This is a genomic window from Shimia sp. Alg240-R146 (genome assembly GCF_947331465.1).
Lineage (GTDB): Bacteria > Pseudomonadota > Alphaproteobacteria > Rhodobacterales > Rhodobacteraceae > Shimia.
Genome location: NZ_CAMZOK010000001.1, coordinates 225,700 through 239,077 on the forward strand (window position 1 = coordinate 225,700; position 13,378 = coordinate 239,077).

A 13,378-nucleotide genomic window follows, 5' to 3' on the forward strand; every position below is an offset into this window, starting at 1 on the left:
CGCCTTTTTTGTTGCCTAAAGCGGCCAGCCCAGCGCCAAAAGTCGGGCACGAATGCGCTCCTCGGATTCAGGACGCCCCGCATTGATCGACATCTTTTGCAAAAACCACCAGACATACAGCGCATACTCCGGCGCTGCAGCGCGAGCGGCATCAAAAGCTTCGGCTACACCCAACAAACTCACATTCGCAGCGATGTGATGAAAATCGATCAGCCCGAACAACACACACGGCTTGCCAAAGAAAAAGCCGGAGAATGCCACGCTGGAATTTTGTGTCACCACATAATCGCATCGCGACAGCAACGCCTCCATGTCCCCCATGCGCAACTCAAGCTGGCTGTATTCCGCTTCCAGTCGCTCAAGGACTGCAAACTCTTCTTCGGTGTAGCTCTCCTTGGGGTGCAATGCCGCAATCACTTTTCGATCCGGTTCTTGCGCCAAGGTATGACCGATCATCTCAACCGGGCTGCAATGCTGAAACGATCTTTTTTCCAGCAATTTCCCCTGCAAAGGCACATAGACAAAACCGTCATGTCCAAGGTTTTGAAGCGGCGCATCATACAGTCGCTTCTGCCAGAACCGATAAAATCGAACCGCCTCGTCTGGATCGATCCCATCCGTGTCAAACCGCGCGTTGGCCACATCCCAGTTCCAACGTTCATGTGTGCGCTCGATCTGCCAGAACGGATAAAAATAGTTGCGCCGAACCGTCACAGACTTTTGCGTAAACGGGCGCTCCATATGAAACAGGGAATAACCGGAACGACGCGGATCAGCCATGTTGGGGGGCTCAAAAACCACGTCGAAATCCGACGCGCGCAGCACGTCCGCCACCTTGTTCAGAAAATTATGTTCCCCCGCCTCGGCGCTTTGCCGAAGCCCCTCGGGCAGATAGAACCGGACTTTCTGTGAGCTGCTCATGCACGCGACGCTAAGCGCTCGCTGGCGCACGGGCAAGTCCAACCCTTGCCTCAACCGCAACGCAGGCTCATATAGGGCGCAAGATAACGAGGAGCGTTTTATGTCAGACGATCAATTCCCCGGTTGGCACGGCACAACAATCATGGGCGTCAAGAAGGACGGAGTGGTTGTGATTGCCGGCGACGGGCAGGTCTCGCTTGGTCAAACCGTGATCAAAGGGTCCGCCCGCAAAGTGCGCCGCCTATCCCCCGGAGGCTTTGATGTGGTCTCCGGATTTGCGGGATCTACGGCCGATGCTTTCACCCTGCTCGAACGCCTCGAAGCCAAGCTCGAAGCAACACCCGGCCAATTGGCGCGTGCCTCTGTCGAGCTTGCCAAAGACTGGCGCACGGACAAATATCTGCAAAAGCTCGAAGCGATGCTTATCGTGTCTGACGGGGAAGATATTTTTGTCATCACCGGCGCTGGCGACGTGTTGGAACCAGAACATGACGTGACTGCAATTGGCTCGGGCGGAAATTACGCACTGGCCGCAGGCCGCGCCCTGATGGACACAGATCTTTCCGCCGAAGAGGTCGCACGCAAAGCCATGGCAATCGCCAGCGATATTTGCGTTTACACCAACGGCAACCTAACTGTGGAAACGATCAAGAAATGACTGAAATGAACTACACCCGTCTGGGCAACTCCGGCCTCGTGGTTTCCCGCGTGTTGTTGGGAACAATGACGTTTACACATGGCTCCGATTGGATTCCCGGCGTCGCAAAAGTCGGCCAGAGTGATGCACAGAACATGGTTGATCTTGCCTTGGATCGTGGCGTGAACTTTTTTGACTCTGCCGACGATTACACTGGTGGCGAGGCCGAAGACATCCTTGGCAAAACCCTCAAGGGCAAACGTGAACAGGCCGTCATCTGCACCAAATTCGGGTTCCGCCAATCTGATCGGCTGGGAAACGCGGGCCTGTCGCGCAACCACATCATTTCCTCAGTCGAAGGCAGCCTACGGCGCCTTGACACTGAGTGGATCGACCTTCTTGTGCTGCACAAAACCGATTTCACCACTCCGATGGAAGAAACTCTGCGTACACTGCAAACATTGATTGATGCAGGCAAAGTTCGCTACGTCGGCGTGTCCAATTGGCCAGCATGGCAACTTGCCCGCGCGGTCCAATTCCAACGGGACAATGGCATGCAACAATTCATTGCCGGTCAATATCTCTACAACGCCGTAGGCCGCGACATCGAAGTTGACGTTTTAAGACTTGGCAAAGAAATGGGCGTCGGGCTGATGGCATGGTCGCCTTTGTCGGGGGGGCTGTTGTCTGGAAAATACGACCCGGCTGATCTTGAAAAGGGCGAAGGCCGCCTTGCGGAAGGTGATTTCCTGCAAGTGTTACCGCAACAGGCCAGCGCCGCTTTGACTGCGATGAACGCCGCCGCCGAAACGCACAATGCGTCCACCGCACAAATTGCGCAGGCTTGGATCCTGAACAAGCGCCGCGATCACACGGTGATCCTTGGCGCCTCCAAAATCAGCCAGCTTGAAACCGGCATCGCGGCTGCCAATATTTCCCTTTCGCAGGCAGAGATGGCCGCCATCGACGCCGCTGCCGCCCCCGCCCGTCGTTATCCGGAATGGTTTGACGACATGATGACCGACGAACAATTTACAAAGGCGCTGTCGTGACCGATCTGACCCCCCGTGAAATCGTTTCCGAACTTGACCGTTTTATCATCGGCCAAAGCGACGCAAAGCGCGCCGTGGCCGTCGCATTGCGTAACCGTTGGCGGCGCAAGCAACTGTCCGATGATCTGCGCGACGAGGTGTACCCCAAAAACATCCTGATGATTGGCCCCACCGGCGTCGGCAAAACCGAGATCAGCCGCCGTTTGGCCAAACTGGCGCGCGCTCCGTTTATCAAGGTAGAAGCCACCAAATTCACTGAAGTTGGCTATGTTGGCCGCGACGTGGAGCAAATCATCCGCGATCTGATGGACGCCGCCATTTTGCAAACGCGCGAGAACATGCGCGAAGACGTAAAGGCCAAGGCACACCAAGCCGCCGAAGACCGCGTGATTGAGGCTATTGCCGGCAAGGATGCCCGTGAAAGCACCCGCGAAATGTTCCGCAAAAAGCTCAAGACCGGTGAGCTGGATGACACCGTGATTGATTTGGAATTGGCCGACACATCCAACCCGATGGGCGGCATGTTCGACATCCCCGGTCAGCCCAGCGGCCAAATGGGAATGATGAACCTCGGCGATATTTTTGGCAAAGCTATGGGCGGGCGCACCACTCGCAAGTCCCTGACTGTAGCCGAAAGCTACGAAGTGCTGATTTCGGATGAGGCCGACAAACTTCTGGACGACGAAACCGTCAATCGTGCGGCACTGGAATCGGTTGAGCAGAACGGCATCGTGTTCTTGGACGAAATCGACAAAGTCTGCGCCCGCCAAGAAGCCCGCGGCGGGGATGTATCCCGCGAAGGCGTACAGCGCGACTTGCTTCCGTTGATCGAGGGCACCACCGTGTCGACCAAATACGGCGCCGTGAAAACCGACCATATCCTGTTTATCGCCTCCGGCGCTTTCCACATCGCAAAGCCATCTGATCTGCTGCCCGAACTTCAGGGTCGTTTGCCGATCCGCGTTGAATTGCGCGCCCTGACCGAAGATGACTTCGTGCGCATCCTGACAGAAACCGATAACGCGCTGACTCTGCAATATACTGCTCTGATGGGCACCGAAGAGGTCACCGTGACGTTTACTGATGACGGCATACACGCGCTGGCCCGCATCGCTGCCGAGGTCAACCAATCGGTGGAAAACATCGGTGCCCGGCGTCTTTACACTGTTATGGAGCGCGTTTTTGAGGACCTCAGCTTTACCGCGCCAGATCAATCCGGTCTTGAGGTTACTGTGGACGACGCATTTGTCGACAAGCACCTCGGCAGCCTCGCGAAATCCACCGACGTCAGCCGCTACGTGCTTTGACGACGCGGCTGGTCTCCACCAGCTTTTGGCGGCATAGTCCCGGCGAACACCATCGCCGGGGCTTTTTTGTGCGCGCTCTATTCTTTTTTCTTCTGATAGCTACTCTCAGCGCATGCGGAGCGGTGGTCTATACGCCAATCTACCCCGAGGCAATGGCGTCTCCAGCAAAGACGGACGTCTATATCGCCACGAATCGAGGGACGAACGAGGCCGGCTTTTTTGACCGGACACGCGGCGACTCGTCGGTATACCTACGCGCAACGATAAGCCTTCCATCGGACCGAAAACCCGGCGAGGCGCCAAAGCTCAGCAACAAGCCGGATTTTAGCCAGCACTACGTCGTCGCGGATCAGCAAAACTTCAGCACAGCAGGCGCTTTTTCGCGAGAAATTAGGGACGTCGCCCACAAAAGGCCTGCGGCCGAAAATGAAGTCGTTGTCTTTGTGCACGGGTTTTATAACACCCATGCAAATGCCCTGTTTCGCTCCGCGCAAATCAAACAGGACTTTGGAATTCCCGGACCGCTGGTGACGTTCAGCTGGCCAAGCGCGGGACGGGCGCTGGCTTATAATTACGACAACGAAAGCGTTCTTTATGCGCGCGACGATCTGGAAACGCTCTTGCTATCATTGGGCAGGCATGGACCGGACAAAATAACACTGGTCGGTCACTCACGGGGATCGCTGCTGATCACCGAAACATTGCGCCAGATAGAAATAAGAGAACCTGGTTGGTCCCACCGCAATTTGCACAATGTGCTTCTGATCGCGCCTGATATGCCGGTCGAAGTCTTTCGCCGCAGCGTTGCCAGGTATCAGACTTTGCCCCAACCATTCTTTCTGATGACAACAAGCGAGGACCGTGCGCTGCGATTGTCCAGTCGTATAAACGGGACCGATCAGCGTCTCGGGCAGATCACGGATCCAGCCCAACTTGGCGGCCTGCCCGTAAGCTTGATTGATGTGTCGAATTTTGCACTGTCCGATAGCAACAATCACAACCTTTTTGCGGAATCACCTGCACTCATTTCTCTGCTTAGAAATCAAACAGCAGCCGAAAATCTAATGGATTCGTTGGACACACGTGAACCAAACTCTCTGGCACAAACCGTGCAGGTCATCGGCGATACGATGGCGATCGAACTTCTTCCTACCGATGATCCGGGAGCCCTATGACCGACACGATCGCCTTTCTGCGCCAGAATCTTCGCTGGCTTGTTCCGGGGATGCTGCTGACATTTCTATCCTGCTTTGGACAGACGTTTTTCATTTCACTCTTTGCCGGCGAAATTCGCGCTGCTTTTGACCTAAGCCACAGCGCTTGGGGCAATATCTATGCGGCTGGCACGCTGGCCTCGGCTGTTCTGATGGTCTGGGCGGGCGTTTTAACCGACCACTTTCGGGTGCGCGCCCTGGGGGCGGTAGTGCTCGCGTTGCTGATTGCGGCCTGCCTCGCCATGGCCGGCGCACACGCCGTGTGGAGCTTGCCGTTTGTGATATTTGCTCTCCGTTTTGCGGGGCAGGGCATGCTCAGCCACATCGCTGTTGTGGCAATGGCCCGCTGGTTTGTCGCCACACGCGGCCGTGCTTTGGCCATTGCCGGACTGGGCTTTTCCTTTGGCGAGGCCATCCTGCCAATTGCCGTAGTTTCCGTGCTCAGCGCCGAAACATGGCGCAGCATCTGGATCATCGCCGCCTGCATCGTGTTTGCGGGCATTCCAACCCTGATCTGGCTGCTCAATCAGGAACGCACACCAAAATCCATGGTAGCCTCCCAACACGTGGCGGGCATGGGTGGCCATCATTGGACCCGCCGTGCAACACTGTCACATGGGCTCTTCTGGGTGATGGTCCCTGCATTGATTGGTCCTTCCGCCTTCAACACGGCTTTCTTTTTTCAGCAGGTGCATTTCGCTGAAATCAAGGGCTGGCAACACATCGAACTGGTCGCCTTTTTCCCAATCTTCACGCTTACAGGTATCGTTGCCATGCTGGCGACAGGCTGGGCGATCGACCGGTTTGGCACGGCCAAACTGCTGCCCTGGTTTCAGCTGCCAATGGTCGCCTCATTCCTTTTATTCGCGTCCGCGAACTCAGTTTTTGGTGTTTTCCTTGGGCTGATCCTGATGGGACTCACCGCTGGTGCAAACGGCCCGCTGGTTTCGGCTTTTTGGGCGGAGTTTTACGGCACACGCCACATTGGCGCGATCAAATCCGCCGCAGCCGCGGTCATGGTGCTTGGTTCAGCGATTGGCCCGGCCATTACCGGCACGTTTATCGATTTCGGCATCGGGTTGGAGCAACAATATGTTGGTGTCGCTTTGTACTTTTTAATTGTCTGTGCAACGGTCGGTGCGGGTATGGCGCGGTATGCGCCGACGATCGCCAGCCGAACCTAGTGCCGACGCAAATAAACGTAGTATGCGCCGCTTCCCCCGTGACTTTGATGGGCCTCCGCGACCTGCAAAACGCAAGCGGCAAGCGGCGGCATAGACAGCCATTGGGGAACTTGGTGTTTCAAAACACCCCGCCGGGTCGGAATAGGACCGTCGTCAAACTTGCTTTTGCCTTTGCCGGTGATCACCAAAACAAGCCGCTTGCCCTCGGCATGCGACCGCATCACAAAACCGGTCAACGCGCCATGTGCCTGTTGCGCTGTCAGACCATGTAGGTCAATTTTACCTTCAGGCTTCAACTTACCGCGCTTGAGCCGACCAAAGGCCTTTTTGTCCATCTGAACCGGCTGTTTGGCCACGCGCTCGGAAATAGAAGGCATCAAGTCGTGCGCCCGGCTCGGTTTCTTCGATCTGGCACCAATCTCAAACGAACCGATACGCGGCGCTATCACTTTTTCGGGTTTCGGCTTTGGTTTGGACACCTCGATGCTGCGTGCTTCCGGCAAAAGCCGCTCCGCTGAGCTGGCCACTTTGCGCCACAGCTGCATTTCTTCTTCCGTCAAACGCCGGCGTTTCACAGGATCGACTCCGGCAACATCGCATAGGCGCGTTGAATGGGCAGAAGCACAACCATCCGCCCCGGATCCTTCAGGCGCCCTGCGGCTTTCCCCGCCAGATCACCGGTGCCGAAAAAGATATCGGCCCGTTGCGCACCTTTGATCGCAGACCCTGTGTCCTGCGCAATCATCAGACGCCGCAGCGGGTTTTCCCCATCCTTCTCGATCCATACAGGCGCCCCAAGCGGTGTGAATTTCGGGTCCACTGCCACCGTACGCATCGTGGTGATCGAACGGTTCATCGCTCCCAACGGGCCTTTGTCCGCCGCAACGCGGCTGACCTCTCGAAAAAACACAAATGAATCGTTGTGTCGCAAAAGTTCGGCACCAGCGACTGGATTTCGCCGCACCCAATTTTTGATCACTTCCGCACTCACCTGATGGCGATTGTATATTCCGCGCCGCACCATTTCAGCACCGATCGAGCGATAATTGCGCCCGTTGGATCCGCCATAGCCGACTCGAACCGTCGATCCATCCGACATACGGATGCGGCCAGATCCCTGAATTTGCAGGAAAAACAGTTCAACTGAATCATCCACCCAAGCAATTTCCAGACCCCGCCCAGCCAACACGTCGCTGGTTTCAATCTCACGGCGCGTCATCCACGATCCAGCACCACGCACTTCGGGCGGCATGCGATAAACAGGAAACCGGTATTGTCCGTAAGGGCTGCGCGCACCGGTAAGCTCCGGCTCAAAGTATCCGGTAAAAAGCGGATCAGCGCCGTCTTCAATCAAAACCGGCCGAAACAGCAACTCGAAAAACTTGCGTGCGCTGCTAAACCCGCGTGCGGCGGAACAGACGCTTTGCCAATCAGGCGCGTCAAAGTCACCGCAAGTATTCAAAAACACCTGCCGGGCGGCCTCATGGTCTTCTTGAGCCCACCCGTTCAGATCGTCATATGACAGAATTTTCAGCGATGTCTCAGACACCGCACCTCCTCCCGCCATCACAAGGACAGCGGTGATTGCTGCCCGAATGCGCTGGATCATTCGCCCGTGGCAACAAGCTGCCAGTTAGGATCATCCGACCCCATGACGCGCGCAAAAGTCCAAACGTCTTTTTGGCGCTTAACCTGGCCTTCGCTGCCTTCCACGATGTCTCCGGCGCGGTCGCGTACAACCGATGTCAGCTCGCCGATGAATTTCACAGAAATCTCACCCTCACGGGTTTCGTCGTCGAAGCTTGCGGAATTGAGCGTTAATTCGCGCACGCCGATGAATTCGGCTTCGACGCTCAAACCCTGTGCCTCACGCCCATCCACAACCTGTGCAAAGCTCTCGTATACGTCCTTGCTCAGGAAGGGCAAAATCGACGCCATGTCCCCACCTTCAAAGGCCATGAGGATCATTTCGTAAGCGCCGCGTGCGCCTTGCAAAAAGTCGTTCACGCCAAAGTCTGGCTCCAAAGATTTCATCTTTGCCAATGACTTAGCGGATTCGCTGCCTTCTTCGGCATGGTCCAGAATGTCTTGATCCGGTCCACCTTCGATGACTTCGAGTGCGGGCCCGCGACGCTGTGGCGCTGATGCGCCTTCGCGCGGCGGTTCAAACCCCTCGCGGGTACCCAAAACGTTACGCAGACGCAGGATCAGAAACACGGCGATACCGGCAAGAACCAAAAGGCTAAAAAGGGGTGAGTTCATAGGAACCTCGTGAAGGGCATTTAAACAGAGCTGATTGCGACTTATGTATGTCACGCGACGGGTCAAGTCCACCTTGGCCAAGTAACGTTTGGAGTAAAGCAGACATGTGGCTTTTGTTGGCCTTTGTAGCGGTACCGCTCATCGAGATAGCCCTATTCATCAATGTGGGCGGAGCAATTGGCCTTTGGCCAACGCTTGCAATCGTCCTGGCAACCGGTTTTCTGGGCACCTGGCTGATGCGAACTCAAGGCATGATGGCACTTGGCAACCTTCAGCGGTCTTTCGCCGAGCTCAACGACCCGACCGAACCCTTGGCCCATGGGGCGATGATTCTGATTTCAGGCATGATGTTGCTGACACCTGGATTCTTTACAGACGCAATCGGGTTTTCTTTGTTGATCCCCGCAGTGCGGTCGGGCGTGTTCCACTACCTGCGGCGACGCGTAACTGTACAAAGCTTTTCGATGGGCGGCTCTCACACTACCCATCACCCCCGGACCCGCCCTGGCGATGACGTGATCGACGGCGAGTTTTCAGAGGTAGATTCACCCGACCAATCCGCCGGTGACCCCCCACGTCATCCGCCTCTTCCGCCTTCAGGTTGGACAAAGCATTGAGACGGTTGGTCTGACCTGATAAGGAGCCTTCAAAACCTTATTTCTATGGAGTTCCAAATGTCCGAAAACGGCACCGAAGCCACTCAGGCGCCACAGATCAAAATGAATGTTCTGACCCAGTTCGTGCGCGATATGTCGTTCGAAAATATCCTTGCGCAAAAGGGGGCTTCGGGCAACGCTCAGCCTGATGTGCAGGTGCAGGTCAATCTGGACGCCAAAAAGCGGACCTCAGATCACCAGTACGAAGTGGCGATCAAGCTCAACATCACCTCCAAGAACAAGGATGATGACAGCGAAATGTTCATCCTCGAGCTGGATTACGCCGGTGTTTTCCACGTCGAAGGTGTGCCAGAGGATCAGTTGCACCCGTTCCTGCTCATCGAATGCCCGCGCATCCTGTTCCCATTTGTGCGCCGCATCGTATCGGACGTGACACGCGATGGTGGCTTCCCGCCGCTGAACCTCGACAACATCGATTTTGTGGCACTGTATCGTCAGGAAATCGCCCGTCGTCAGGAGCAACAGGACCAGCCGGTCAACTAAGATTTCGGGCGCTGCCTTCCGGGGCGGCGCCTATCCCAGTTTGGACCAAAGCGCGTCCTCGCCCATCTTTTCGACAAATTCTTTGTGCGCAGCTTCTTCTTCCGATGTCAGTCGTGTCGCCAGCTTTTGCGGACGCGGGGCAGCGCGCCAATCGTCTTGCGCATTTCCGCCTTTTGACTTGTTGCCGGGACCGGACGCCAGCACCAGATCGGGCTGTCTCCCTCCAATAAGTTCAAGATAAACTTCCGCCAGAATTTCAGAGTCCAACAGCGCGCCGTGTAACGTCCGCGCCGAATTGTTTATGCCAAAGCGACGGCACAGGGCATCCAGCGACGCAGGGGATCCGGGAAATTTGGTTCGGGCAATTTCTAGCGTGTCCAACGCGCGGGCCATCGGAATTTGCGGCAGGTTCAACCAGCTCAACTCTGCATTGAGAAACTTCATATCAAACTTGGCATTGTGGATCACAAGCCGACTGTCATTGCCGATGAAATCCAGAAACTTTTGGCCAAATGCAGAAAAAACCGGTTTGTCTGTCAACGTGACCTCGCCGGCCTCCGGCGGTCTGGGTACGGCCAGCAAATCCGGACCGATCCCGTGCACACCAAACGCCTCCTCCGGCATGCCGCGCTCAGGGTTGATGTAGACGTGAAATGTTTCGCCCGTCGGCAGGTGATTATAAAGCTCCAGCGCCCCGATCTCGACAATCCGGTCACCCGAAAACGGATCAAACCCTGTGGTCTCAGTATCCAGTACGATCTCACGCATCTGCCAATTGCCCTCTGATGGTCTGCACAATCTTCTCCACTTGCGCCCGCGCATGGTCAAGCGTGTCCGTCAAAACAACATAGTCCGACTTCGCAACTTTAGCCTCATTCGGCAGCTGTTTCGCGCGAATTTGCTCAAACTGCGCCTCGCTCATCGTGCCCCGCGCCAAAACCCGTTCTCGTTGTAGTTCCGCGGGAATAGAGACGCATGCAACAGCATCCATTGCTGCGTCTCCACCTGTTTCAAACAGAATGGGGATGTCAAAAACCAGAATGTCACTTTCAGCACTTTTCACGAAATCCGCCCGATCTTTAGCAACCAACGGGTGCACAATGGCCTCAATCTGGGTCAAAAGGCTCGCATCCTTCTGGATCGCGTCCCGCAATTGATCTCGGGACACCGCGCCATCCAAAATAGCGTCGGGACAAATCGCGGCCATTGGCATGACCGCCGCGCCACCCTTTGCATACAAGCGATGCACTGCCGCATCTGCATCCCAAAGCGCACAGCCGTGATCGACGAACATCTGCGCAGTTGTCGATTTCCCCATGCCAATCGACCCGGTCAATCCCAGCTTGAAGCTCATGCCAAAACCGCTCGGCGCGTGGCCAGATCCACCGTTGGCCGCCGCCCGAACCAGCGCTCAAATCCCGGGACGGCCTGATGCAGCAACATGCCAAGCCCGTCGACTGTTTGACATCCCTTGGCCGAGGCGGCCTCCAACAAAGGTGTGCGCAAAGGTGTGTACACAAGATCTGTCACCAAGGTTTCCGCCCGAAGCCCATCCAAAGGCACGCGCAATTCCGCCTTACCAGCCATGCCAAGTGACGTGGTATTCACCAGCGTATTGGCCTCTTCAAGGATATTGCCAGCCTGTACCCATTCCGCAACTTTCACCCGCGCACCAAAATCTTCGCGAAGCTTGTCGCTGCGCACCCGCGTCCGGTTGGTCAGCAAAATTTCCGGAACACCAGCATCCAGCAAAGACGCCACAACCGCACGCGCCGCACCGCCCGCGCCAAGCACAACCGCGGGACCGCTTTTTGGTTCCCAATCCGGCGCATTCTGGCGCAAATTTTCAATGAACCCGTAGCCGTCTGTATTGTCGCCAAGAATGGTCCCGTCATCGCGAAAAATCAGCGTATTCACTGCACCGATCAACGTGGCCCGATCGGTGATCTGATCTACAAACTGCATCACGCGCTCTTTGTGAGGAATCGTGACATTGCAGCCGACAAACCCCATCTTCGGCATTGCCCTAAGTACATCACCCAGATCGTCTGCCTTCACTTCAAGCGGTATATAATGTCCAGGAAGGCCCATTTCGCGCAGCCAATGACCGTGAAGCACCGGAGATTTTGAATGGGCAATCGGATCGCCGATCACCCCTGCAAGGGGGATAGAAGGCAGTGTCATGTTTGTAGGTCTCCCCGCAGTGTAAGATAGGATAGTATTTCAACAAGCGGCATCCCGAGAACCGTAAAATAGTCTCCATCGATTTTTTCAAACAATCGCACACCCTCTTCCTCAAGTTTGTAGCAACCCACCGAATGGCGAATGCTGTCCCAGTTGCGTGCAAGGTATGCATCCAGATAGCCATCGCTAAACTTACGCATAAAAAGTCGAACCGTTCCGACAAACCTCCAAACCGGCTCTCCGTTTTCGTAAAGAACCGCTGCGGAATGCAACATGTGTCGCTGTCCGCGCAGTTGGGTGAGCTGCGTCCGAGCGTGATCCACATCGATTGGCTTGGACATCACTTTACCTTGAAAATCCAGAACCTGATCACACCCAAGCACCAATGCGCCGGGAGTTTTCGCGCTGATCTTGCGGGCCTTGGCCTCGGCCAATGCATCCGCAATGTCTCGTGGCGTGGCGCCTTCCGCTTCCAGCGATCGACGGATCATTTCCTCGTCAACGCGACCGGGGTTTATATCAAACTCAACCTCTGCATTTCGCAAAAGCTGTGCCCGAATTTCGGACCCCGACGCCAGAACAAGATTGGCATTCATGTGGAAAACTCCGTGGACAGATCACCGTGAGATAGCAGGACTCTTTTTGGAAAGACTTTGCTAATTTTGCAAGCTGGGGATTTTCCTTCCATCTCAGGAGGATTTTCAAGAATTCCCGCACAGAGGATGAGGATAACGTGTCCTGTGGGGAAAGTCCGTGTTTTTCCAATCCATCCGCAGGTTTATCCCCAGTTTCCCCTTTGGAATATTTGTCCTAAGCCATTGATATTAATATAAGTAATTCATGATTTCCCGACATGTTCAAAACTCAGAGAATGATTGTCCCTCCGTGGATAACTCCTTGGGTATCCCAATAATCCACAGAAACTGACGACCCTAAATAATCATCATCCTTTTCTATATTTCTTTATTTATTTAGAGAGGAGCAAAGCGATCCGGGAGAATGAAACCGTGGAATATATTCTGGCCGACATCTATCCATACGTTTTGTCCCTGCACATCATGGCGGTGATATCTTGGATGGCAGGATTGTTTTACCTGCCCCGCTTGTTTGTCTATCACGTTGAACGGGCTGAAACCGGCGACAATCTCGATGAAACTTTGAAGATCATGGAATTTAAGCTTCAGCGCTACATAATGGCACCTGCCAGCATTGTTGCGTGGGTTGCGGGTCTCATGCTTGTCTTCACGCCAGGTATTGTGGATTGGTCAGCGGTCTGGCCTTACACCAAAGCGATTTGCGTTATTGCCATGACCGGATTTGATCACTGGCTGATGCAGATGCGCAAGAAATTCGAACGCGGCGATAACACACTGACGGGCCGCCAATTTCGCATGATGAACGAAATACCAACGCTTCTGATGATTGTGATTGTCCTGTCAGTGGTTGTGAAGTTCTAA

16 protein-coding genes are annotated in these 13,378 nt (G+C 55.2%); 8 read left to right on the forward strand and 8 right to left on the reverse strand.

The window, feature by feature from the left end:
* Nucleotides 1-15: 15 nt before the first annotated feature.
* Nucleotides 16-921 (reverse strand): hypothetical protein, encoded by a 906-nt coding sequence (locus PG871_RS01095; RefSeq protein ID WP_270725179.1) that lies wholly within the window; start codon nt 919-921, stop codon nt 16-18.
* A gap of 100 nt (nt 922-1,021) precedes the next feature.
* Here PG871_RS01095 and hslV point away from each other — a divergent pair, with 100 nt between their 5' ends.
* From hslV to PG871_RS01120, 5 genes are read left to right on the forward strand one after another with little or no spacing between them, the layout of a single operon-like run.
* Nucleotides 1,022-1,579 carry an ATP-dependent protease subunit HslV gene (hslV, locus tag PG871_RS01100; RefSeq protein ID WP_270725181.1) on the forward strand — a complete coding sequence of 186 codons (558 nt, stop codon included), beginning with the start codon at nt 1,022-1,024 and terminating at the stop codon, nt 1,577-1,579.
* Nucleotides 1,576-2,610 carry an aldo/keto reductase gene (locus PG871_RS01105; RefSeq protein ID WP_270725183.1) on the forward strand — a complete coding sequence of 345 codons (1,035 nt, stop codon included), beginning with the start codon at nt 1,576-1,578 and terminating at the stop codon, nt 2,608-2,610. Before hslV ends, PG871_RS01105 begins: the two co-directional genes overlap by 4 nt.
* Nucleotides 2,607-3,917 (forward strand): ATP-dependent protease ATPase subunit HslU, encoded by a 1,311-nt coding sequence (gene hslU, locus PG871_RS01110; RefSeq protein ID WP_270725185.1) that lies wholly within the window; start codon nt 2,607-2,609, stop codon nt 3,915-3,917. Before PG871_RS01105 ends, hslU begins: the two co-directional genes overlap by 4 nt.
* Nucleotides 3,914-5,092 carry an alpha/beta hydrolase gene (locus tag PG871_RS01115; protein WP_270725186.1) on the forward strand — a complete coding sequence of 393 codons (1,179 nt, stop codon included), beginning with the start codon at nt 3,914-3,916 and terminating at the stop codon, nt 5,090-5,092. The genes hslU and PG871_RS01115 overlap by 4 nt, the downstream gene beginning before the upstream one ends.
* A complete protein-coding gene (locus PG871_RS01120; protein WP_270725188.1) occupies nt 5,089-6,315 on the forward strand; it encodes an MFS transporter in 1,227 nt (408 codons plus the stop codon). The genes PG871_RS01115 and PG871_RS01120 overlap by 4 nt, the downstream gene beginning before the upstream one ends.
* Here the strand turns inward: PG871_RS01120 and PG871_RS01125 are convergent.
* The 3 genes from PG871_RS01125 to PG871_RS01135 are packed head-to-tail and all read right to left on the reverse strand — an operon-like array spanning nt 6,312 to nt 8,577.
* Nucleotides 6,312-6,890 (reverse strand): Smr/MutS family protein, encoded by a 579-nt coding sequence (locus tag PG871_RS01125; protein ID WP_270725190.1) that lies wholly within the window; start codon nt 6,888-6,890, stop codon nt 6,312-6,314. The genes PG871_RS01120 and PG871_RS01125 overlap by 4 nt on opposite strands.
* Nucleotides 6,887-7,924, reverse strand: a complete 1,038-nt coding sequence (gene mltA, locus PG871_RS01130) for a murein transglycosylase A (protein WP_270725192.1) — start codon at nt 7,922-7,924, stop codon at nt 6,887-6,889. Before mltA ends, PG871_RS01125 begins: the two co-directional genes overlap by 4 nt.
* Nucleotides 7,921-8,577, reverse strand: a complete 657-nt coding sequence (locus PG871_RS01135) for a Tim44/TimA family putative adaptor protein (RefSeq protein WP_270725194.1) — start codon at nt 8,575-8,577, stop codon at nt 7,921-7,923. Before PG871_RS01135 ends, mltA begins: the two co-directional genes overlap by 4 nt.
* Nucleotides 8,578-8,681: 104 nt before the next feature.
* On the opposite strand from PG871_RS01135, the gene PG871_RS01140 reads away from it, so the two are divergent.
* Both PG871_RS01140 and secB read left to right on the forward strand, forming a co-directional pair.
* Entirely contained in the window at nt 8,682-9,194 is a 513-nt protein-coding gene (locus PG871_RS01140; protein WP_270725196.1) for an FxsA family protein, read from the forward strand.
* A gap of 57 nt (nt 9,195-9,251) precedes the next feature.
* Nucleotides 9,252-9,737: a protein-export chaperone SecB gene (gene secB / locus PG871_RS01145; RefSeq protein WP_270725198.1), complete on the forward strand. Its 486-nt coding sequence runs from the start codon at nt 9,252-9,254 to the stop codon at nt 9,735-9,737.
* 30 nt (nt 9,738-9,767) lie between these two features.
* Here the strand turns inward: secB and dnaQ are convergent, their stop codons facing one another.
* From dnaQ to PG871_RS01165, 4 genes are read right to left on the reverse strand one after another with little or no spacing between them, the layout of a single operon-like run.
* The gene (gene dnaQ, locus PG871_RS01150) at nt 9,768-10,505 is read right to left on the reverse strand and encodes a DNA polymerase III subunit epsilon (protein WP_270725200.1); all 738 of its coding nucleotides are present in this window, start codon (nt 10,503-10,505) and stop codon (nt 9,768-9,770) included.
* Nucleotides 10,498-11,091, reverse strand: coding sequence for a dephospho-CoA kinase (gene coaE / locus PG871_RS01155; protein ID WP_270725202.1), 594 nt, complete (start codon nt 11,089-11,091; stop codon nt 10,498-10,500). The genes dnaQ and coaE overlap by 8 nt, the downstream gene beginning before the upstream one ends.
* Nucleotides 11,088-11,921: a shikimate dehydrogenase gene (locus PG871_RS01160; RefSeq protein ID WP_270725204.1), complete on the reverse strand. Its 834-nt coding sequence runs from the start codon at nt 11,919-11,921 to the stop codon at nt 11,088-11,090. Before PG871_RS01160 ends, coaE begins: the two co-directional genes overlap by 4 nt.
* Nucleotides 11,918-12,517, reverse strand: a complete 600-nt coding sequence (locus PG871_RS01165; protein WP_270725206.1) for a Maf family protein — start codon at nt 12,515-12,517, stop codon at nt 11,918-11,920. The genes PG871_RS01160 and PG871_RS01165 overlap by 4 nt, the downstream gene beginning before the upstream one ends.
* A gap of 411 nt (nt 12,518-12,928) precedes the next feature.
* Between PG871_RS01165 and PG871_RS01170 the strand changes: the two genes are divergently transcribed.
* Nucleotides 12,929-13,378, forward strand: a complete 450-nt coding sequence (locus tag PG871_RS01170) for a CopD family protein (protein ID WP_270725208.1) — start codon at nt 12,929-12,931, stop codon at nt 13,376-13,378.